The 21,817-nt window shown below is 68.0% G+C and carries 14 protein-coding genes; 7 read left to right on the forward strand and 7 right to left on the reverse strand.

What is annotated here, in order from left to right; genetic code table 11:
• The 3 genes from ACFE7U_RS03480 to ACFE7U_RS03490 all read left to right on the forward strand — a co-directional run.
• Positions 1-606: class II aldolase/adducin family protein (locus tag ACFE7U_RS03480; protein WP_375408337.1), on the forward strand; the 606-nt coding region annotated here is incomplete at its 5' end.
• A 474-nt stretch (positions 607-1,080) separates the two neighbouring features.
• Positions 1,081-1,578 carry a MucR family transcriptional regulator gene (locus ACFE7U_RS03485; RefSeq protein WP_375408338.1) on the forward strand — a complete coding sequence of 166 codons (498 nt, stop codon included), beginning with the start codon at positions 1,081-1,083 and terminating at the stop codon, positions 1,576-1,578.
• Between the two features lie 334 nt (positions 1,579-1,912).
• Positions 1,913-2,683, forward strand: a complete 771-nt coding sequence (locus tag ACFE7U_RS03490; protein ID WP_375408339.1) for a restriction endonuclease — start codon at positions 1,913-1,915, stop codon at positions 2,681-2,683.
• Between the two features lie 5 nt (positions 2,684-2,688).
• Here ACFE7U_RS03490 and zwf read toward each other — a convergent pair whose 3' ends face one another.
• The 5 genes from zwf to ACFE7U_RS03515 form a co-directional block, all read right to left on the reverse strand.
• Positions 2,689-4,224, reverse strand: a complete 1,536-nt coding sequence (gene zwf, locus ACFE7U_RS03495) for a glucose-6-phosphate dehydrogenase (RefSeq protein ID WP_375408340.1) — start codon at positions 4,222-4,224, stop codon at positions 2,689-2,691.
• Between the two features lie 137 nt (positions 4,225-4,361).
• Positions 4,362-5,840 carry an efflux transporter outer membrane subunit gene (locus tag ACFE7U_RS03500; protein WP_375408350.1) on the reverse strand — a complete coding sequence of 493 codons (1,479 nt, stop codon included), beginning with the start codon at positions 5,838-5,840 and terminating at the stop codon, positions 4,362-4,364.
• Positions 5,841-6,022: 182 nt separating this feature from the next.
• Positions 6,023-9,340, reverse strand: a complete 3,318-nt coding sequence (locus ACFE7U_RS03505) for an efflux RND transporter permease subunit (RefSeq protein WP_375408341.1) — start codon at positions 9,338-9,340, stop codon at positions 6,023-6,025.
• Positions 9,337-12,477 (reverse strand): multidrug efflux RND transporter permease subunit, encoded by a 3,141-nt coding sequence (locus ACFE7U_RS03510; protein WP_375408342.1) that lies wholly within the window; start codon positions 12,475-12,477, stop codon positions 9,337-9,339. The genes ACFE7U_RS03505 and ACFE7U_RS03510 overlap by 4 nt, the downstream gene beginning before the upstream one ends.
• A 202-nt stretch (positions 12,478-12,679) precedes the next feature.
• Complete coding sequence (locus ACFE7U_RS03515; protein ID WP_375408343.1) at positions 12,680-14,098, reverse strand: MdtA/MuxA family multidrug efflux RND transporter periplasmic adaptor subunit; 1,419 nt, start codon at positions 14,096-14,098, stop codon at positions 12,680-12,682.
• A gap of 881 nt (positions 14,099-14,979) precedes the next feature.
• Here ACFE7U_RS03515 and ACFE7U_RS03520 point away from each other — a divergent pair.
• From ACFE7U_RS03520 to ACFE7U_RS03535, 4 genes are all read left to right on the forward strand, one after another.
• Positions 14,980-16,134: an aminotransferase gene (locus tag ACFE7U_RS03520; RefSeq protein WP_375408344.1), complete on the forward strand. Its 1,155-nt coding sequence runs from the start codon at positions 14,980-14,982 to the stop codon at positions 16,132-16,134.
• A 97-nt stretch (positions 16,135-16,231) separates the two neighbouring features.
• The gene (locus tag ACFE7U_RS03525) at positions 16,232-16,714 is read left to right on the forward strand and encodes a DUF4112 domain-containing protein (RefSeq protein WP_375408345.1); all 483 of its coding nucleotides are present in this window, start codon (positions 16,232-16,234) and stop codon (positions 16,712-16,714) included.
• A gap of 25 nt (positions 16,715-16,739) precedes the next feature.
• Positions 16,740-17,885: an ABC transporter permease gene (locus tag ACFE7U_RS03530; protein WP_375408351.1), complete on the forward strand. Its 1,146-nt coding sequence runs from the start codon at positions 16,740-16,742 to the stop codon at positions 17,883-17,885.
• A 232-nt stretch (positions 17,886-18,117) separates the two neighbouring features.
• Positions 18,118-20,316 carry a putative bifunctional diguanylate cyclase/phosphodiesterase gene (locus ACFE7U_RS03535; RefSeq protein ID WP_375408346.1) on the forward strand — a complete coding sequence of 733 codons (2,199 nt, stop codon included), beginning with the start codon at positions 18,118-18,120 and terminating at the stop codon, positions 20,314-20,316.
• 13 nt (positions 20,317-20,329) lie between these two features.
• Here ACFE7U_RS03535 and ACFE7U_RS03540 read toward each other — a convergent pair whose 3' ends face one another.
• Together ACFE7U_RS03540 and ACFE7U_RS03545 are read right to left on the reverse strand one after the other, a co-directional pair.
• Positions 20,330-20,683, reverse strand: a complete 354-nt coding sequence (locus ACFE7U_RS03540; protein WP_375408347.1) for a hypothetical protein — start codon at positions 20,681-20,683, stop codon at positions 20,330-20,332.
• A 101-nt stretch (positions 20,684-20,784) separates the two neighbouring features.
• Entirely contained in the window at positions 20,785-21,459 is a 675-nt protein-coding gene (locus tag ACFE7U_RS03545; RefSeq protein WP_375408352.1) for a transglutaminase-like cysteine peptidase, read from the reverse strand.
• Between the last annotated feature and the right edge of the window lie 358 nt (positions 21,460-21,817).

Raw genomic sequence — 21,817 nt, forward strand, 5'->3', positions numbered from 1 at the left:
CTCATCACCCTCGGCCTCAGCCAGGGGACGGCCGGCAACATCTCGGTGCGCCACGGCGACGGGTTCCTCGTCACGCCGTCGGGCATCCCGGCGGAGACGATGGCGCCCGACGACATCGTCCCGATGACCATGGCGGGCAGCCACGAACACCTGCTCGCCCCCTCGTCCGAATGGCGCTTCCACCGCGATATCCTCGTGGCCCGGCCCGAACTCCATGCGGTCGTGCATGCCCACCCGACCTACTGCACCGCCTTCGCGATCTGCGGGCGCGAGATCCCGGCCGTGCATTACATGATCGCCGCGGTGGGCGGACCGACGATCCGCTGCGCGCCCTATGCCCCCTACGGCACCCTGGAGCTCTCGGACCACGCGCTGGCGGCGCTGCAGGGGCGAAGCGGATGCCTGCTCGCCAATCACGGCATGATCGCCGCAGGTCCCGACCTCGCCAAGGCCCTGTGGCTCGGGGTGGAGATGGAAGCCCTGTGCCGGCAATACGCCGTCGCGCTCGGGGTCGGGACGCCGGTCGTGCTGCCGGATGAGGAGATCGCCCGCACTGTCGAGCGATTCCGGTCATACGGGCCGCGCCGCCGGGACGAGGCCCGCTGACAAGCAACGCCGGGCCCGCCTGACGTCGCACGCCGGGTCCGCGACGTCACCACAACCAGGGATTTTCGAGGAACGTCGTCGGGGCCGACGGGCCTTCGGCATGTCAACCTAAACTACCTGAAGTTGTTCAGCCCTATCTTCAATCAAATATTGTATTCATTTTTGGATAACGTTTTCGTGTGTGGTTTTGACGCAGACCGCTACGCCGTCCGTATTCTAATTCGATCGTTACGTCCCCCGCGGGGCATGTACGCGACGGTCCAACCGGATCAACAATCCCGATCGAGACCGGAATCGGCCTGATTTTTCAATGAAACGTCTTCGGAGTGTTTTCTCCGATGCGACCTCTTGCGCTTGGATTTCGAACATCATAGTAACGGGAAGGTCACTATCTTGATTGGGTTGCTTCGTATCGTGGCTCTGTGCCGCGCATCGCCAGCCTAACGTATTCAAATTTGCCATCGGGGGTTGAGAATGGAGGCGGGAACCGGAATGTCGGTCGATTACATCGAGCTTGCGGCGGATATCGTTTCGGCTTTCGTCAGCAACAACTCAGTTCCTGTCACTGAACTGCCTGCGCTGATCGCCTCGGTCCATTCGACCCTCGGGCGACTGTCGAACGCTGCAACGGAAGAAAAGGTGGAGGCGCTCACGCCCGCCGTCTCCGTAAAGCGATCGGTCACGCCCGACTACGTCATCTGTCTGGAAGACGGAAAGAAGTTCAAATCGCTCAAACGTCACCTGCGGACCCGCTACGAGATGACCCCCGATCAGTATCGGGCCAAATGGAATCTTCCGAGCGACTACCCGATGGTGGCACCGAACTATGCTGCGGCACGATCCGAACTCGCCAAGAATATGGGGCTGGGCCAGCAGCGCCGGAAAGCGCGGACGAAGCCGGAATCCGTAGAGACCCAGGCCATGAAACCCGTCGCGCGCGGACGCCGGCCGAAGGTCGCGGCGGAAGCCTGACGGATGATCCGGTGCCCGGGATCGATCGGTACCGTAAAAGGTATCTCGATCACCGGGGATATCCACAGCTGAGCAATCCGCTCGATCGTCGGCCCGTTAGGTCATGGCGACGGGTCCGCCATGGACCCAAGATGCTTCCTGCATTGCGATATCCGGGACGCGTCGGGGGTCGATGAGGCAGCCCGACGCGGGAGCCGCATCCAATCGCGTGGCGTCAGTCGCGGGACGACCTCCACGGCGTTCACGGTCGGGCAAGCGGGCGATGGCAGGGTTCGACAGGTAGCGCGAGCCGTTCCCGATCGGGGAAGGTCCGGCGGCGTGCCCGTGGAGCCTCATGTCCGGCGGATCGCACCTCGTCGCACGCCTGTTCTGGACCACCGTGATCGGTGGCGCCGCCGCTTTCGTCTGGGGGCAGGCCGCTCTGATCGGCACCGGGATCCTCGTCGTCCTCGTCCTGTTGCGTTACCTCGACCGGCCTCGACGGCTGAGGCGTCTCGTGCGCCGAATCACCCGGCCTCATGCCCGCATCCTTGCCCTGCGACGCCGCCAGGAATGCTTCGTGGATGCCTACGGCAACGAGATCCGCGACGGCTGGCAGCGTGAGCGGGCCTACTTCGCCGAACGCACGATCCTGCCCAAGCTCGCGGCTCGCGGGCTCGGTCCCGAGTGCGAGGCGCGATGGACCGAGATCCTCGCCGTCGTCGAGACCGTGGCAGCGAAGGTGGTGCTTCCCGTCGAGTCCGAGGCACCCGAGGACGGCATCGCCTATGAGCGCTTCTGCGCCTCCCGGCTGCGCGAGGGCGGCTGGCAGGCGAGGCCGACCCAGGCCAGCGGCGACCAGGGCGCCGATATCGTGGCCGAGCGCGACGGACTGCGCCTCGTCGTTCAGTGCAAGCGCTACGGCAAGCCCGTCGGCAACGCCGCCGTGCAGGAGGTGGCGGCAGCCGCCCGATATTGGTCGGGCGATTTCGCCGCCGTCGTCTCGAATGCCGGCTTCACCCCGGCGGCCCGCAAGCTGGCGGCGGCGGCCGACGTCGTCCTGCTGCATCACGACGACCTTGCGGGTTTCGAGCCGCCGGTGCCCCGCAAGGCCGCGGCGCGGTAACTCGCTCAGGCGTCGGAAAGCGGCGTCCAGGCTCGACCCTCGCGCGCGAGCATGGCGTCCGCTGCCGCGGGACCGTCGGTTCCGGCAGGGTATTCATCGACCGGGGCATCCTTCCAGGCGCGGATCAGGGGATCGACCACGGCCCAGGCCCCCTCGATCATGTCGGCACGCTGGAACAGGGTACTGTCGCCGGTCATGCAGTCGAACAGCAAGGTCTCGTAGCCGACGGCCGCGGCTTCCGTGAAGAAGTCGCCGTACGAGAAGCCGGTGACCACCGGTCCGAGCCGCATCCCAGGCCCCGGACGCTTCACGCTCAGGGTCGTTGCGAGGCCGTGCTCGGGGTCGATGCGCAGACGCATGACATTGGCCTCGCCTCCGCCCACCGCAGCGAAGAGGTCATGGGCCGGCGCCCTGAAATGGATCGCGATCTCGGTGCGCCGGCCGCTGAGACGCTTGCCGGTGCGCAGGTAGAACGGCACTCCGTCCCAGCGCGAGGTTCCGATGGTGAGCTTTAGGGCGGCGTAGGTCTCCGTGCGCGATTGCGGGCCGACATCCGCCTCGTCGCGGTAGGAGGACACGCCGGCACCATCCTCGGTCCCGGCCCGGTACTGACCTCGCACCGCATCGCCGGGCTCGACCGGACGAATCGCTCCGATCAGCGCTGCCTTGGCATCACGGACGGCTTCGGCGTCGAGCGAGGCCGGCGGCTCGATGGCGACCATGCAGAGCAGCTGGAACAGGTGATTGGGAACCATGTCGCGCAAGGCGCCGGTCGGTTCGTAGAAGGCGCCGCGCGTGCCTACGCCGATCGTCTCGGCGGCCGTGATCTCCACGAACTCGACATGGCCGGCATTCCACACCGGTTCCAACAGCCGGTTCGCGAAGCGAAGGGCGAGGAGGCTCTGCACCGTCTCCTTGCCGAGGAAATGGTCGATCCGGAAGATCTGCGCCTCGTCCGCCTGCTTCAGGAGGCTGGCGTTGAGAGCCTGCGCGGAGGCGAGGTCTTCGCCGAAGGGCTTCTCCACCACGACCCGGCGGAAGCGGCCCTCCCCCTCCTCCAGGAGACCGGCCTCTCCGAGCCGCTCGACCACGGGGCCGAAGAACCGGGCCGACACCGCGAGGTAGAAGATCGCGCTGCCCGTCAGCGCCTCGCGGAGCGCCCGATAGGTTGCGGCCGCCTCGAAGTCGCCGGTGTGGTAACGGAGGCGGTCGCGCACGAAGGCCCAGGGCGCCTGGTCGATCCGCGCCGGATGGAACTCGGCGTCCGGATCTTTGGTGGATTCCTGCAGGGCGTCGCTCAGGTCCCGGCGCCAGCCCTCGTCGGTGTTCTCGTTGTGATCGACCCCGATGATGCGGACGTCGTCGGATAGGTGCCCGGCCTCGGCGAGGTTGTAGAGCGCCGGCATCAGGAGCCGCTTAGTGAGGTCGCCGCTCGCGCCGAAGATCACGAGCGTGCAGGGCGGCGCCCGGGGCACATCCCCGTCGGTGTCCGTCGTCCCATGGTCGGGCAAAGCGATGACAGGCAAGGCGATGACAGACATGGCGACGCGATCCGCTCGGCACGAACGGAAGGGTCTCCGCCTCGTTGCCGGTCAACCTCGGCCCGCGAAGGCGCGTTCCCTGGCTCTCGTTCCCTAGACCCTCGTTCCCTGGCCACGCAGCCACGTGGGCGACGCCACTACTCGTCCGTGCGCACGGCCGGGCCGGAATCGATCGGCAGGCGGGCGGCGGTCAGGTCCTGCCCGGTCGGCAGGCTGCGCACGTCCCAGCCGCCGCCGAGCGCCCGGATCAGCGAGACCGCATTGGTGAAGCGGTTGAGGCGGATCTGGAGGGCCGAAACCTCGTTGTTGAGCGCCGTCGCCTGGGCGGTCACCACGGTGGTGAAGTTCTGCGTGCCCGCGCGGTACTCGTTGAGGGTGATCTCGACGGCGCGGCGAGCCGAGACCACTGCCTCCTCCTGCGCCGCCTGCTGGCGGTTCAGGATGCGCACGCCGGCGAGCCCGTTCTCGACCTCGGCGAAGGCCGTGAGCACGGTCTGGCGATAGGTGGCGACGCTGGCCTCGTAGGCGGCCCGCGCGATCCGCACGCCGGCCGCGATGGTGCCGCCGTCGAACAGAGTCTGGCTGCCGGATGCCGCCACCGACCAGACCTGGTTGACCGCCGAGAACACGCCGTTGCTCGTCAGCCCCGAGATGCCCCCGGAGGCCGAGAGGCCCACGGTCGGGTAGAAGGCCGCGACCGCGACGCCGATCTGTTCGCTCTGGGCCTGCACGTTGCGCTCGGCCTGGGCGATGTCGGGACGCCGCTCGAGCAGGTCCGAGGGCACGATGACGGGCACGGTCGGGGGTTTTGCGGCGAGCGGGACCACCGGCAGCGAGAGTTCCGAGGGAGGCCGCCCGATCAGGGTGGCGATGGCATGCTCGAAGGTCGCGCGTTGCAGCCCCACCGCGATGGCCTGGGCCTGGGTCGTCTGCAGCAGGGTCTGGGCAGTGATGACGTCCGACCGCGCGGCGACGCCGGCATTGTACTGGTTCTCCGCAATGGCGAGGCTGCGCTTGTAGGCCTCCACCGTCTCGTTGAGCAGGCGCTGCAGCGAGTCCTGGTAGCGCAGCGAGAGGTAGTTCGTCGCGAGCTCCGACTGGATCGACAGCCGCACGGCGGCCAGATCCGCCGCGCTGGCCTGGGCGGTGGCGACCTCGCTCTCGATGTTGCGGCGGATGCGGCCGAACAGGTCGAGCTCCCAGGACGCCTGGCCCTGGATCGAGATGCTGGTGCGTTCGTTGCCGAGGCTGCGCGAGCGGGTGATGCTCGGAGCGCCGATCACCGTCGGGAACAGGGCCGCCCGGGCCTGTGCCACGAAGGCGCGCGACTGTTCGTAGGAGGCGACCGAGACGCGCAAGTTCTGATTGTCTACATCGACGAGGCGGATCAGGCGGTCGAGGGCCGGATCGCGAAAAACCCGCCACCAGTCACCGCGCTCGGCGCCGTCGTTCGGCCGCGCGAGACGCCAGCCCTTGCGGCTCGCCACATAGGCCGCGCTGTCCTCGCGGGGGCCGCCCTGCTTGAAGCCGAGCGGCGTCTCGACGGAGGGGCGGGAATAGTCGGGGCCGACGAGGCAGCCGGAGGTGGCCGCCGCCAGAACGAATGTTGCGCCTATCCCGAGCGTCGTGCGGACCTTCCGTCCCGCCCCCGCGGGGCGGGGTTGGCCGCGAAGAGGGCCGGAAGTTGGGAGCACTGCCCTATCCGGAGAGGTCGCGATCCCCTCTCCCGCCTCGCATCCGCGAGGCACCCTCCCCCGCAGAAGGGAGCGGATCTGGCGCGAACTCCATAATGACAAGATCATTCCGCCGGCGCCGCCTGCACGGCACCACCCGCCGCCTTGGGCCGCCGGCGCAGCCGGTCGAGATAGAGGTAGACGACGGGGGTGGTGTAGAGGGTCAGGATCTGGCTCACGATCAATCCGCCGACGATGGCGATCCCGAGGGGACGGCGCAGTTCCGAGCCTTCGCCGCCGGCGACGATGAGCGGCAGGGCGCCGAGCAGGGCGGCCAGCGTTGTCATCATGATCGGGCGGAAGCGCAAGAGGCAGGCCTCGAAGATCGCCTCCCGGGGCGGGATAGCCCGGGTCCTCTCCGCGTCGAGGGCGACGTCGATCATCATGATCGCGTTCTTCTTGACGATGCCGATGAGCAGGAACACCGCGATCAGCGCGATCACCGTGAACTCGGTGCCCGACACGAGCAGTGCCAGTAGCGCGCCGATGCCGGCAGAGGGCAGCGTCGACAGGATCGTGATCGGGTGGACGTAGCTCTCGTAGAGGATGCCCAGAATGGCGTAGACGGCCAGGATCGCGGCCAGGATCAGCAGGGGCTGGCGCGAGGTCGAGCCCTGGAAGGTCTTGGCGGTGCCGGCGAATTCTCCGTGGACCGTCGCGGGCACACGGATCTCCGCCATCGCCCGCTCGATGGCGACGGTGGCGTCGGAGAGGCTCTTGCCCGGCGTCAGGTTGAAGGAGACCGTGGTCGCCACGAACAGGCCCTGGTGGCTGACCTGTACCGGGGCGTTGCCGGTCTCGAATCGCGCGAAGGCGGAGAGCGGGATCATGGTCTCGCGCGCGCTCGACACCGGCGCGCTCGACGAGGCGCCGCCCCGACCGCCCGCGATGGCGTTGGCGGCGGCGTTGCGCGCCGGGTCCGCCGCGATGGCAGCATCGCTCGCCGTGCCCGCGGCACCCGCGACGTTCGACGCCGAGGTCGTCGCCTCGCTCCCCGCCACGGTGCCGGCCACCGCGTTCGTCGTCGCCGTGCCGCGGGCGTTGCCGCCGGAGGTCGAGACGTAGATCATCTTCAGGGTCTCGGGGCTCTGCAGGTAGCGCGGCGCGATCTCCATCACGACGTGGTACTGGTTGAGCGGGTTGTAGATCGTCGAGACCTGGCGCTGGCCGAAGGCGTCGTAGAGGGTGTTGTCGATCTTGTCGGGGGTCAGCCCGTAGCGGAAGGCCGTGGCACGGTCGATGACGATGCGGCTCTCCAGCCCTCCCTCCTGCTGGTCGGACGTGACGTCCGCGAAGGTCGGGTCGCGCTGGAGGGCTTGGACGAGCTTGGGCGCCACCGCGTAGAGCTCGTCTGGCGTGTCGCCCTGCAGGGTGTACTGGTACTGGGCGAAGCTCTGGCGGCCGCCCATGCGCAGGTCCTGTCGCGGGAACAGGTAGAGCCTGGCACCCGCCACCTGGGCGAGCTTGGGCCGCAGGCGCTTCATCACCTCCGAGATCGGCTCCCGCTGCCCCAGCGGCTTCAGGCCGACGAAGACGTTGGCCGAGTTGGTGCCGCGCCCCCCTGTGAAGCCGACGACGCTGTCCACGGCCGGATCGGCCTGGACGATGGCGCTCGCCTGTTCGAGCTTCTGCTTCATCGCCTGGAAGGAGATGCGCTGGTCGGCCTGGATGCCGCCCATCATCTGCCCGGTATCCTGCTCCGGGAAGAAGCCCTTGGGCACGATGACGTAGAGGTAGACGTTGAGGCCCACCGTCGCGAAGAGCACCAGCAGCACGAGGCGGGGAAAGCGCAGAGCCACGCGCAGCGTTCGCTCGTAGGCGCGCAGCATGCCCTCGAAGCCGCCCTCGAGGATGCGCAGCAACAGGTTGGCGCGCTTGCCCGGCGTCCCGTCCGGCCGATGGCCCTCGGGCTTCAGGAACAGCGCGCACATCATCGGCGTCGTCGTCAGCGACAACACGAGCGAGATCAGGATCGCCAGCGACAGCGTCACGGCGAATTCCTCGAACAGCCGCCCGACGATCCCGCCCATGAGCAGGATCGGCAGGAACACCGCGATGAGCGACAGGCTCATGGAGATGACGGTGAAGCCGACCTCGCGCGAACCCAGCAAGGCGGCCTCGATCCGCGGCTTGCCCTCCTCGATGTGCCGCTGGATGTTCTCGAGGACGACGATGGCGTCGTCGACCACGAAGCCGGTGGCGATGATCAGGGCCATCAGCGAGAGGATGTCGAGGCTGTAGTCGAGGAAGTACATCGCCGAAAAGGTGCCGATGATCGAGATCGGCACCGCCACTGCCGGGATCAGCGTCGCCCGCCCGGAATGCAGGAACAGGAAGACCACGACGATCACGAGGACGACGGCGATGACGAGCGTGTGCTGCGTCTCGGCCAGGGACGACCGGATGGTGGCGCTGCGGTCGCCGGTGACCGTGAGGGTGATGTCGCCGGGCAGGGCCGCCTGGACCTGTGGCAAGGCCGCCTTGAGGCCGTCGATGGTCGCGACCACGTTCGAGCCCGGCTGCTTGTAGATGAACAGGATCACGCCCGGCTTGCCGTTGATCAGGCCGAGGTTGCGCCTGTCCTCCACCGAATCGAGCACCTGGCCGACATCGGATAGCCGCACCCCGGCACCGTTGCGATAGGCGACGACGATATCGCGGTAATCGGCCGCCACCCGGCCCTGGTCGTTGGCATAGAGCTGGTAGTGGCGCGTATCGGTCTCGATCGCGCCCTTGGGCGAGTTGGCATTGGCGGAGGCGAGCGCCGCCCGGATGCCCTCCAGGCCGATGCCGTACTGGAACAGGGCGGTGGGATCGAGCTCGACGCGCACGGCCGGCAGCGACGAGCCGCCGATGTCGACGTTCCCGACCCCGGGGAGCTGGGCCATCTTCTGCTGCACGATGGTGGCGGCGGAATCGTAGAGCTGGCCCGGCGACAGAGTGTCGGAGGTCAGGCCGAGGATGATGATCGGCGAATCGGCCGGGTTGAACTTGCGGTAGGTCGGGTTCTGCCGGAGCGCGGTCGGCAGGTCGGCGCGGGCCGCGTTGATCGCCGCCTGGACGTCGCGGGCCGCGCCGTCGATGTTACGGTCGAGGCCGAACATCAGCACGATCCGCACCGTGCCGGTGGAGCTCGTCGAGGTCATCTCGCTGACGTCGGCGATGATGCCGAGCCGTCGCTCCAGGGGTGCGGCCACGGTGGTCGCCATGGTCTCCGGCGAGGCGCCGGGCATCTGCGCCTGGACCAGGATCACGGGGAAGTCGACCTGCGGCAGCGGCGCCACCGGCAGCTTGGTGTAGGCGAACATGCCGGCGAGCAGGATGCCGATCGTCAGCAGCGTCGTGGCGATCGGCCGGCGTATGAAGGGTGCCGAGACGTTCACGGCAGTGCCTCGGCGGCGGGCGCCCCGCCCTCGCGCCGCCCGGTCAGGCGCCGCTCGAGCCGATCGAACGCGAGGTAGATCACCGGCGTCGTGAACAGGGTGAGCACCTGGCTGACGATGAGGCCGCCGGCGATGACGATGCCGAGCGGCTGGCGCAGCTCGGAGCCGACGCCGGTTCCGATGATCATCGGCACCGCGGCGAACAGGGCCGCCAGGGTCGTCATCAGGATCGGGCGGAAGCGCAGAAGGCAGGCCTCGTAGATCGCGTCGCGCGGGCTCTTGCCCTCCTCGCGCTCGGCCTGGAGCGCGAAGTCGATCATCATGATCGCGTTCTTCTTCACGATGCCGATGAGGAGCACGATGCCGATGATGGCGATGACGTCGAGCGACAGCCCGAACAGCATCAGGCCGATCAGCGCCCCGATCCCCGCCGAGGGCAGGGTCGACAGGATGGTGATCGGGTGGATGAAGCTCTCGTAGAGAACCCCGAGCACGATATAGACCGTGACGATCGCCGCCAGCACCAGGAAGAACTGGTTCGAGAGCGCGGATTCGAAGGCGAGGACCGAGCCCTGCGGCACGATGCGGAAGCTCGACGGCAGGTCGATCTCACGCCTCACGCGCTCGATCTCGCCGACCGCGTTGCCCAAAGCCGCACCGGGGGCGAGGTTGAAGGAGACGGTGCTGGCCGGGAACTGACCGAGATGGCTAATCAGCAGGGGCGCGCGCCGCTCGCTCACCTGCGCGATCGCCGAGAGCGGGACCTGACCCGATGCCACGGTCGATGACGGCAGGTAGATGTTGTTCAGGCTGTCCAGGGTCCTGTGCTGGTCCGGGTCCGCCTCGAGGATGACGCGGTACTGGCTCGACTGGGTGAAGATCGTCGAGATGATGCGCTGCCCGAAGGCGTCGTAGAGGGCGTTGTCGACGGTTGCCGGAGTGATGCCGTAGCGGCCGGCCGTGGAGCGGTCGATGGTGACGTAGGCCGACAGCCCGCTGCTCTGCAGGTCGCTGGCCACGTCCGAGAGCAGCGGTGATTTCTGGAGCGCCTGCACGAAGCGCGGCACCCAGGTGTTGAACGCCTCGAGGTTCGGGTTCTCCAGGATGACCTGGTACTGCGTCGGGCTGACCGCGGTGTCGATGGTCAGGTCCTGGACCGGCTGCATGTAGAGGCGGATGCCGGGCACGTTGGCCGTGGCCGCCTTGATCCGGCGGATGATGGCCGATGCGTCGTTCTTGCGCTGGTCGTGGGGCTTCAGGTTGATCAGGAAGCGGCCGGAATTGAGCGTGACGTTCTGGCCGTCGACCCCGATGAACGAGGACAGGCTGACCACGTCCGGGTCCTCGAGCACGATCGCGGCGAGCCGCTGCTGGCGCTCGGCCATGGCCGCGTAGGAGACGGTCTGGTCGGCCTGGGAGATGCCCTGGAGAACGCCCGTATCCTGCACCGGGAAGAACCCCTTGGGGATCACCACGAACAGGTAGGCGGTGAGCGCCACCGTGCCGAGCGTGACGAGAAGCGTCAGCCCCTGGTGGGCCAGAACGACCCGCAGCGCCCGTCCGTAGGCCTCGATGGTGCCCTCGCTCGCGCGGCGGCCGAGGCGGGAGAGAAACCCTTCGCGCCGCGCCGCACGCTCGGCCGGCACATGCTTCCCGGGAACTTGCTTGAGGAGTCGGGCGCACATCATGGGCACCAGGGTCAGCGAGACCACGCCCGAGATGACGATGGTCGCCGCCAGCGTGATCGCGAATTCGTGGAACAGCCGCCCGATCACGTCGCCCATGAACAGGAGCGGGATCAGCACCGCCAGCAGCGACACGGTGAGCGAGATGATGGTGAAGCCGATCTCGCGCGAGCCCTTCAGCGCCGCCTCGAAGGGCGGGTCGCCCTCCTCCACGTGGCGGGCGATGTTCTCGATCACCACGATGGCGTCGTCGACGACGAAGCCGGTGGCGATGGTGAGCGCCATCAGGGAGAGGTTGTCGAGCGAGAACCCGTAGAGGTCCATGATCGAGAGCGCGCCGACGAGCGACAGCGGCACCGACAGGCTCGGGATGATGGTCGCCGAAACGCTCCGCAGGAACAGGAAGATCACGAGGACGACGAGGCCGATCGCGAGCGCCAGCTCAACCTGCACGTCGTGGACCGAGGCGCGGATCGTCGTGGTGCGGTCGGTGAGCGGCGTCACCACGATGGCGGCGGGGAGCGTCGCCTGGAGCTGGGGCAGCAATGCCTTGATCCGGTCGACGGTCGCGATGACGTTGGCGCCGGGCTGGCGCTGGATGTTGAGGATGACGGCGGGCGTCGTGTCCATCCAGGCGCCGAGCTTGGTATTCTCGGGGCCGTTGACCACCTCGGCCACGTCCGAGAGACGCACCGGCGAGCCGTTCTTGTAGGCGATGATCGCCTCGTTGTAGGCGGCGGGGTCGCGGATCTGGTCGTTGGCGTTGATGGCGTAGGACTGCGTCGGCCCGTCGATGGTGCCTTTGGGCGTATTGACGTTGAGATTGGCGATGGTGGTGCGCAGATCGTCAATGTTGAGCCCATAGGCGGCGAGCGCCCGCGCGTTGAAGCGAACGCGCACGGCCTGGCGCTGGCCGCCGCCGATGCTGACGAGGCCGACGCCGGGGACCTGGGAAATCTTCTGGGCGAGCCGCGTCTCGGCGAGATCGCGCACCTGCGTCAGGGGAAGCGTCACCGAGGTCAGCGCGAGGGTCAGGACCGGCGCGTCGGCGGGGTTGACCTTGGCGTAGATCGGCGGGGCCGGGAGGTCGTTGGGCAGGAGGTTGCCCGCGGCGTTGATCGCCGCCTGGACCTGCTGCTCGGCGATGTCCAGCGGCAGGTCGAGGTTGAACTGCAGGGTGATGACCGAGGCGCCCGCCGAGCTCTGCGACGACATCTGGTTGAGGTTGGCGAGCTGCCCGAACTGGCGCTCCAGGGGTGCGGTCACCGCCGAGGTCATCACCTCGGGGCTGGCTCCGGGATAGAAGGTCTGGACCTGGATCGTCGGGTAGTCGATCGCCGGCAGCGCCGAGACCGGCAGGTTCACGTAGGACACCATGCCGACGATGAGGATCGCCAGCATCAGAAGCGTCGTCGCGACGGGGCGCAGGATGAAGAGGCGGGAGGGGTTCATTGGAGCACGACGACGACGAAGTGGCTTGAGAGAGGTCCCTTCCGAACAATGAGCGCGGCTCTCCTCCCCCTTGCGGGGAGGAGTTGGAGGTGGGGGTGGCTGGGTGACCCGCTGCGGAGGCCAGCGGAACCACCCCCGCCCCCGGCCCCTCCCCGCAAGGGGGAGGGGAGCGCGTCATGATGAATAGGGGACGATCCCTCGGTCACGGAGAAGCCTGCTCGCGCCGGCTGCGGCGCTCGCGCTTGGGTGCTTCCGCAGAGGGCTGCCCCTGCGCCGCCGGCATCGTCGCGCCGGTCGCCGCGGCGGCGCCCTCGGGCCTCGGCGTGCCGGGCTGTGCGTCCGATGGCTTCGGCTCACCCGGCTTGGCGTCGCCGATGATGCGGACCGGGGCTCCATCGCGAAGACGATCGGTGCCGTCGACCACGACCCGGTCGCCGACCGCGAGGCCGGAGACCACCGCGGTGCGAGGGCCGTCGGACTCGCCGAGCTTGATCGGGCGCACCACGACCTTGTCGTCGCCGTCGAGCAGATAGACGTAGGTGCCCGGCGTGCCGCGCAGGATCGCCGCAGTGGGGACGATCGCCACGTCCGCCACGGTGTCGACGGTCAGCTTGGCGTTCACGAACTGGTTGGGGAACAGTGCGTCGTCGTCGTTCTGGAACAGGGCGCGCAGCTTCACCGTGCCGGTGGCGTTGTCGATCTGGTTGTCGACGGTCTCGAGTGTGCCAGTGGCGATCAGGGTCGTGTCGCCGCGGTCATAGGCCCTCACGGTGAGCTTGGCGCCGGAGCGCACCCGCTTCATCACGCGCGAGACGTCGTCCTCCGGCAGGGTGAAGATCACCGAGATCGGGTCGATCTGGGTCACCACGACGAGGCTGGTCGAGGCCGCCGTGATGTAGTTGCCCTGGTCGACCTGGCGCAGGCCGACGCGCCCATCCACCGGGGAGATGATCCGCGTGTAGGTGATGTTGAGCTTCTGCTGGTCGACGAGGGCTTGGTCGGCGGCCACCGTGCCCTCGTTCTGCTTGACCAGGGCGGCCTGCGTGTCGACGTTCTGCTTCGAGATCGAATCCTGCTGGGAGAGGCGCTGGAAGCGCGCGAGATCGAGCTTCGAGTTTTGAAGCAGCGCCTGATCGCGCTGGAGCTGGCCCTGGAACTGGGCGAGCTGCGCCTCGTAGATCCGCGAATCGATCTGGGCAAGGAAGTCGCCCTTCTTCACCATCTGGCCCTCGCGGTAGCCGATCTCCGTCAGGTAGCCGCTGATCTGCGACCGCACCGTGACGGTGGCGAGCGGCGTCACCGTTCCGAGGCCCGAGAGCACCACGGGAATATTGCCGGACGCGATCTTGGCGACGCCGACCGCCTGGGCCGGGTCGCCGGCACGCCCGCCGCGTCCACGCCCGCCGCCCGGCCCGGCAGCGGCCTCGGTCTTCGCTCCCTCACTCTTGGGCGCGTAGTAGGTCTTGTAGCCATAATAGCCGGCCGCCCCTGCCGCGAGGAGCAGCAGGAACCAGATCCATCCCCTCCCGGACCGCCGCGTCGTGGGCGGAGCCGAGACGGGCGGAGGTGAAGCGGGATAGTCCCGCGCCGTCTCCGTCCGGATGGGTGAGCTGTCGTTCATGAAAACAAGCCCGATCGCCGGGAGCGTGATGCCCCGCAGTATAAACGGTTATCGGCCGGCATTTCGCTCAACCTCATCGATGAGATGGTTCGCCCACGCCTTTTTGGCACCTTGGGCCGATGTCGCAGCGACCGGGGTGCGAGCGAGCGGGTGGGAGCCGCCGGGCGCGAGCGTGCACACGATCGGCGGCGGTCCGCACGGACGTCGACCTTCAGCATGGCGGTTGAGTGATCCGGTAATGCGTCACCAGTGGGGCGCCGCGGTTTCGCGGTGTTTCCGACGAATGATCGGTGAGCCTGGTGCCTAGGTGCCAACACGCATCGCGTCGTCGGCTACGGCGCTTTCGGCTCGCCTGCCGATAGGCGCGAATTCAGCATCCGGTGGAACTGCACGACCTCACGATAGGCCGCGTCCGCGGGCGTGACGGGGACGGACAGGCGCAAGCCGAGGCCGATGAGGGCCACACAGGCTCCCAGACCCAGACAGGTCGAAGTCCGCTTCGCCATTCCGTACCCGACTGTACGCAGGATCGATCGGTGTGAGGATGGCCCGGAAGCCAAGGACCGGCAACGCCCTTTGGCCCTCGCATGCGGGCCGGGGCGGCATCCTGGAACGACCGGAGCGGCACATCGCCCGACGAAACGAGGGGGCGGAGTTCCACCAGAGCGAGCGCCGCTCCAGCCGTGGTCCGAGAGGTAAATCACGCCTGATGAAAGTCAACATTCGTCAGGCCCGGATCGGCGTTCGAGGTGCGTCCGGCATCGTCCTGGGTGCGTCCACGCACATTTCGCCGCCCCCGGCGGCTGTGCTACCCGCAACGACAACGCGCCGTCGTTCCGGCGACCGCAAACCCCACTCGTTCCGCCCCCAAGACCGCTGCGATGAACCCTGTCTTCTCCGAACTTCCCACGACCATCTTCGACGTCATGTCGGGGCTCGCACGGCGGCACGGGGCGATCAATCTCGGCCAGGGCTTCCCCGATGATCCCGGCCCGGCCGATGTCCGCGAGCGGGCCGCCGATTTCCTGCGCGACGGCGACAACCAGTATCCGCCGATGATGGGCCTGCCCGTTCTGCGCCGGGCCATCGCCGCGCATTACGGACGCCACCAGGGCCTCGACCTCGATCCGGATACCGAGGTGATGGTGACGTCGGGGGCGACCGAAGCCCTGGCCGCCTCGCTCCTGGCGCTGATCGCGCCGGGCGACGAGGTCGTGCTGTTCGAGCCGGCCTACGACGCCTACCTGCCGCTGGTACTCCGGGCCGGCGGCATCCCGCGCTTCGTCAGCCTCAAGCCCCCGCATTTCGGGCTCGACGAGGCAACCCTGGCCTCGGTCTTTAGCGAGCGGACGAAGGCCGTCGTCCTGAACAACCCGCTCAACCCGAGCGCGACGGTGTTCTCGGGGGCCGACCTGTCGCTGCTGGCCTCGTTCTGCCAGCGCTTCGACGTCGTGGCGATCTGCGACGAGGTCTGGGAGCACGTCGTCTTCGACGATGTGCGCCACACGCCACTGATGGCGGTTCCGGGCATGCGCGACCGGACGGTGAAGATCGGATCGGCCGGCAAGATCTTCAGCCTCACCGGTTGGAAGGTCGGGTTCGTGATGGCTGCCCCGGCCCTCATGACGGGGCTCGCCAAGGCCCACCAGTTCCTCACCTTCACGACGCCGCCCAACCTGCAGGAGGGCGTCGCCTACGGACTCGGAAAGGACACGGCCTATTTCGAGGCGATGCGCCGCGGCTTCGCGCGCTCACGGGACCGGCTGGCGCGAGGCCTGTCCGAGCGCGGCTTTCGCGTCCTGCCGGCACAGGCGACGTGGTTCCTCAACATCGACATCGCCGGGCTCGCCGTCGCGGACGACGTCGCCTTCTGCCGGATGCTGGTGGAGACGCGCGGCGTCGCCGCGATCCCGGTCAGCGCCTTCTACACCGAAGCTCCCGTGCGCCACATCGTGCGATTGTGTTTCGCCAAGGAAGACGCGACCCTCGACGCGGCCCTCGACCGGTTGGGCGACCTCGGCAGGGCGCTGGCCTGATCGGGACAGTGCCGCGATCGGGACGGGCCTCGCCTTGCAGGCGCCCGCGGGCGGGGCCACATCCCGGCCAACGCCTGCCGCCTTTCCGGAGCCCCCGATGGCCGTCATGAAGACCGTCGACAAGACCTTCGACAAGACTGACCCGCTCCGCTTCACCGAGACCGGCCGCAAGGCGGAGAACGAGAAGCGGGCCGACGCCGAGGCGACCCTCGTGCGGCTGGAGGGGCTCGCCCATCTCATGGATGCGGCCTTCCTCATTCCCGGCATCAACCGGCGGGTCGGCCTCGACGCCGTGTTGGGCCTCGTGCCGGGGCTCGGCGACCTCGCCGGCGTGTGCCTGTCCTCCTACATCGTCTACGAGGCCAAGCGTCTCGGCGCGCCACGCTGGCTCGTCGCCCGGATGGCGATGAACGTCGCCTTCGACGGGGCGGTCGGCATCGTGCCCCTGGCCGGCGATCTGTTCGATGCGGCGTTCAAGGCGAACCTGCGCAACGTCCGCCTGTTGCGGAGCCATCTCGAGCGCAACGGCGGCATCAGGCCGACCGTGATCGACGGTACGGCTCACCGCATCGACGGCTGAGGCAAGCGCTGCTAGGGCGGTGGGTGTGAACGAGCTCGCCCGCCCCCTCGATGCCGTCCCCGTCCTGCCCAGGACGCAGGGCGGCCTGTCGCCCCTGAACCGCCGCCGGCTCGCGAACTTTCGCGGCAACAAGCTCGGGTTCTGGTCGTTCGTGGTCTTCCTCGTCCTGTTCGGGCTTAGCCTGTTCGCGGAGTTCATCGCCAACGACCGGCCGATCGTTGCGTCCTACAAGGGCGAGTGGCTGTTTCCGGTCCTGATCGACTACCCGGACGAGAAGTTCGGCGGCTTCTATGCCCGGCCGGACTACCGCTCGGCCGAGACGCGCAAGGAAATCGCCGACCACGGCTGGGCTCTCTGGCCGCCGATCCCCTATTCCTACGACACCATCATCAACGGTCTGCCGACCCCCTCCCCCTCTCCGCCGACCTGGATGCTCACCGACGCGCAGTGCCAGCCGGTGGCCGAGCGCACCGGAGGCACGGGCTGCCGCGACGTCGAATGGAACTGGCTCGGCACCGACAACACCGCCCGCGACGTGCTCGCGCGCATCATCTACGGCTTCCGCATCTCCGTCTTGTTCGGGCTGATCCTGGCGGCGGTCTCGTCGGTCATCGGCGTGATCGCCGGCGCGGTGCAGGGCTATTTCGGCGGCTGGGTCGATCTTGCCCTGCAGCGCTTCATCGAGGTCTGGAGCGCGATCCCGACCCTCTACCTCATCATCATCATCTCGGCCTTCATCGCGCCGGGGTTCTTCGTGCTCCTCGGAATCCTGCTGCTGTTCTCGTGGGTGGCGCTGGTGGGCGTGGTGCGGGCCGAGTTCCTGCGCGCCCGCAACTTCGAGTACGTGCGCGCCGCAAGGGCGCTCGGCCTCTCCAACGTCAGGATCATGAGCCGCCACCTCCTGCCCAACGCCATGGTGGCCACCCTCACCTTCCTGCCGTTCATCCTCAACGGCTCGATCTCGACCCTGACCTCCCTCGACTTCCTCGGCTTCGGGCTTCCGCCCGGCTCGGCCTCGCTCGGGGAGCTGCTGGCGCAGGGCAAGGACAACATCCAGGCGCCCTGGCTCGGGCTCACCGGGTTCGTGGTGGTCGCCCTGATGCTGAGCCTGCTGATCTTCGCCGGCGAGGCGGTCAGAGACGCCTTCGATCCGCGCAAGACCTTCAGGTAGACGGCGGGATCTTCCCGCGGATGGAAGGGCCGGCGTCGCAGCAGCGCGGTGGATGACGGCAGAGTGGCGAATCTCGCATCGACGTTACCGAACCGCATTCGACGCGTCCGGCCGGACGGACGAATTCCACAAGCACTGCAGGAAAACGCTCGGGTCCGGTTCCCTCAGCAAATTCTATTAGGAATTTGCACTATGGTTCGTCGGCTGTGCGAAGCCGTCGGTGCGCCCTTTGATGACCACACCTCCTTCAGGAGCGAACCAGTCCGAGGCGATCGAGGCCCGGCGCCTCCTCGCCCTGCGCGCCTACCGCGTCATCGGCAATACGGTGACCCCCGGCCTCACGCACATGACGGCCCTTGCCGCCGCGAGCCTCGGGGCGCCCATGGCCTGGATCTCGTTCGTCGACCAGGACTCGTGCTGGCTGCAGGCCTGCGTCGGCACCGACATGGCCCAGGTCGAGCGCGCCGGCTCGCTCTGCGAGATCGCGATCACCGGCGACGACGTCTTCGTGGCGCCGGACCTCGCCCTCGACCCGCGCTTTGCGCAAGGCCTGTCGTCGGGGCCGCGGGCAGGCATGCGGTTCTATGCCGGCGCGCCCTTGATCACCGCGAGCGGCGAGCGGCTCGGCGCACTCTGCATCGCGGATACGGCGCCGAACCTCGCTTTCTCGCAGGAACAGATTCTGATCTTGAAGAGCTTCGCCGCCCTGGCGATGGAGCATCTCGAACTGCGCCGCTCCGACTTCGTCAATGCCGCCACGGCGGGCTTTGCCAAGGCGGCCGAGTATTCCTTCATCGCCATCAATGACGAAGGCACCATCACCTTCGTCAATCCGGCCGGCGAGGCCCTGTTCGGCTATGCCGCCGGCGAGATGCTGGGCCAGGAGATCGACATCATCATCCCGGAGCCGTTCCGCGAGGCGCACAAGCACGGCCTGGCGCGCATCGCCGCCAACGGTGCCTCGACATTCGCGGGGCGTACCATCGAGCTCATGGCGCAGCGCCGAGACGGCAGCACCTTCCCGATCGAGTTCTCGATGTCGATCTGGAAGGATCGGGCGGGCATCGGCATCGGCGCCATCATGCGCGACATCAGCGACTGGCGGGCACGCGACGCCAAGCTCGTCCAGATGGCGCAGCACGACAAGCTGACGGGGCTCATCAACCGCGCGCAGTTCGACGATGAACTGGAATCCACCCTGAAGGCCGACCGGCACGCAACGGTCATGCTGCTCGACCTCGATGGGTTCAAGGAGGTCGTCGACAGCCTCGGCCACGCCACCGGCGACGCACTGCTCCAAGCCGTCTCCATCCGTCTGCCGAGCTGCGTCGCGTCCAAGTCCATCGTGGCGCGCTTCGCGGGGGACGTCTTCGCGGTTCTGATGCCGGGCGTCGGCGATCCGCTCGTGGCAGGATCGAGCGCCTCCGCCATCCTCGACGCCTTCCAGAAGCCGTTCCAGGTCAGTGGCCACACCTTCCACGTCGGCCTGAGCATCGGCATCGCGATCGGCATGGGCCGTGACACGGTGTGCGACGACCTCATCGCCGACGCTGATCTCGCCCTCTATCAAGCCAGGCGCGACGGGCGCCGCTGCGCCCGGCTGTTCGAGCCGGCGATGCGCAGCGCCGTCGTCGCCCGCCGCGTGCTCCACGACGAACTGACCCGCGGCCTCGAGGCGGCGGAATTCGTGCTGCATTACCAGCCGCAGGTCGCCCTCGCGACCGGGGAGGTCATCGGCGTCGAGGCACTGCTGCGCTGGCAGCATCCCCAACGCGGACTGCTCCTGCCCGGTGCCTTCATCGACGCGCTCGAGGCCCATCCGCTGGCCGCTTCCCTCGGGGGCTGGATCGTCGCCGAAGCCTGCCGCCAGGCCGCGTACTGGCGGGCGATGGGCCTGCCTCCCCTGCGCGTGGCGGTGAACCTGTTCGACTCGCATCTCCGCGAAGGCACCCTCGCCCAGGAGATCATGGGGTGCCTCGCCCGGCACCACCTCCCGCCCGGATCCCTCGAGATCGAGGTGACGGAGCGGATCGCCCTTCAGGCCGATAATTCGATCCTCGATCCCATCCGCGAACTGCATCGCCAGGGCGTCGCCATCGCGTTCGACGATTTCGGCACCGGCTACGCGTCGCTGAGCTCGCTCAAGCGTTTCCCGCTGACGCGCCTGAAAATCGACCGCAGCTTCGTGCGCGACATCGACACCGATGGCCACGATGCCGAGATCGTGCGTGCGATCCTCGGCATGGCCGAGAGTTTCGGCCTCGATGTCATCGCCGAGGGTATCGAGACACCTGCACAGGAGGCGGTGCTTCGCCGGATGGGATGCGCCGAGGGCCAGGGCTATCTCTACGGCAAGGCGATGGCGCCATCGGCCATCGCCGCCCTGCTCAAGCGCAGCGAGCGCGACATGATGACCGTGAGCGCGGCCTGAAGGCGCAGGTCGCTCAGAGGGGTCGGGAAGCCCGGCCGCTGAGGAGCCAGCCCCTGGCGCGCTGGAGCACGGCGGGACGGACGCGGGCAACGTCGTCGCCATCGACCAGCGGCGATGTCGCCAGGGCGACGAGATATGCGTCCTCGCTGTGGCGGCAGGCACGCAGGGCGGTATCCGCAGCCAGCGTCCGGCTCGTCAGCGCGACCTGGAACCCGAAGCTGCGGTGGAGGCAGCCGCGCCACGAGGAATGCAGCTCGGCCACGTCGCTGGCCACGGCCGGACCGATGCTCAATCCGGTCAGCAGCACGACCAGGAAGGCGAGACGCTGGCGAGCTGCGCAGATGGTCGTGAGGATCGGATGCGTCATGGGCCACGGCCCCCGTTTCAGGCGGGAACCATCGCAGGAACAACCTTCCGATTTCCTTAATCTTAAGACTTCGCCGTCGTCCCGATCCGGGACGGGCCGCCTCAGCGGTTGGCCGTCGTCACCGGCGAGGCCGCACGACCGAGCGAGACCCAGGCGACGCTGCTCTGGCTCTCGCGCTTGATGAAGGTGTAGCCGGTCTGGCGCCAGGGCAGGACGGTGCTGGTCTTGTTGTCGAGGATGATATCGCCACGGTCGGTCACGAGGGTGAGCACCGCATGGCCCTCGCCCTTCTCGTCGATGACGACGGTCATCCGCATCGCCCGGCGCGGCAGGCCGGCCGCTGCCAGCAACTTGCGCTTGAGAAGCTGGTAGTCCTCGCAATCGCCCGCACCGTCCTCGGCGAGGTCCCAGCGGTCGGGGACAGCCCAATGGTCGAGGTCCGTCACGGCCCTGAGGGACTTGTTCACGCGGCGGTTCACCGAGACGATGGTGTTCCACACGGCGGGCGTGATGGCGATGACGGCGGGCTCGGTGACGTCGATGGCGCATTCGGCGGCGTAGGTCTGGCAGAACTCGCTCCAGGCGGCGATCGGCCGGGCCTCGCCGCCGGCGACGATGGCGCTCGGTGCGGCAGGCAGCGACGCGAATGTCTGGGCCTCGGCAGCCTGACCGAGCAGCAACGCGGAGACGAGCGGGAGGCCGGCACCGAAGACGCGACGGACGGTTCTGGCAAGACCGGACATCGCATCCTGGCCCTTCGAAGTCGCGATCCGCATGACCACTGCCCGTCTCGTTAATCTGCCGTTAACGAACGGTCTCATGGAGGGGGTTCCTCGGCAATCGGCGAGTTAATAAAAGGTTAACGGGATCGATCGCTTTGCACAGGTCCCACGGCTCCGGCATGATGGACCGCGAGCGCTGGCTCGGAACGCAGTCGAACGCGAGCCTGCACTTCGCTCCACGAGCGGGTGCCCTTGCGCTTCTCGTTCGCTTTGCCATCTCTGGCACCGAGGGGACGTCGATCGACAAAGGATCGCGTATGAAAAGCTACGTCATCCCATTCGTTCTAGGCTCATGCCTTGCGACGGGACTCGCAACGGGACTTGCGTCCGCCCAGGACCGTCCCGTGATCGA

The organism is uncultured Methylobacterium sp. (genome assembly GCF_964251405.1).
Classification (GTDB): domain Bacteria; phylum Pseudomonadota; class Alphaproteobacteria; order Rhizobiales; family Beijerinckiaceae; genus Methylobacterium.

What these genes read in the sequence shown, in the direction of transcription:
- ACFE7U_RS03485 (WP_375408338.1), top strand. Translation starts at nt 1,081, where the DNA reads ATGGAGGCGGGAACCGGAATGTCGGTCGATTACATCGAGCTTGCGGCG.
- ACFE7U_RS03520 (WP_375408344.1), top strand. Translation starts at nt 14,980, where the DNA reads ATGAACCCTGTCTTCTCCGAACTTCCCACGACCATCTTCGACGTCATG.
- ACFE7U_RS03515 (WP_375408343.1), bottom strand. Translation starts at nt 14,098, where the DNA reads ATGAACGACAGCTCACCCATCCGGACGGAGACGGCGCGGGACTATCCC.
- zwf (WP_375408340.1), bottom strand. Translation starts at nt 4,224, where the DNA reads ATGTCTGTCATCGCCTTGCCTGTCATCGCTTTGCCCGACCATGGGACG.
- ACFE7U_RS03545 (WP_375408352.1), bottom strand. Translation starts at nt 21,459, where the DNA reads ATGCGGATCGCGACTTCGAAGGGCCAGGATGCGATGTCCGGTCTTGCC.
- ACFE7U_RS03540 (WP_375408347.1), bottom strand. Translation starts at nt 20,683, where the DNA reads ATGACGCATCCGATCCTCACGACCATCTGCGCAGCTCGCCAGCGTCTC.
- ACFE7U_RS03525 (WP_375408345.1), top strand. Translation starts at nt 16,232, where the DNA reads ATGGCCGTCATGAAGACCGTCGACAAGACCTTCGACAAGACTGACCCG.
- ACFE7U_RS03535 (WP_375408346.1), top strand. Translation starts at nt 18,118, where the DNA reads ATGACCACACCTCCTTCAGGAGCGAACCAGTCCGAGGCGATCGAGGCC.
- ACFE7U_RS03490 (WP_375408339.1), top strand. Translation starts at nt 1,913, where the DNA reads ATGTCCGGCGGATCGCACCTCGTCGCACGCCTGTTCTGGACCACCGTG.
- ACFE7U_RS03510 (WP_375408342.1), bottom strand. Translation starts at nt 12,477, where the DNA reads ATGAACCCCTCCCGCCTCTTCATCCTGCGCCCCGTCGCGACGACGCTT.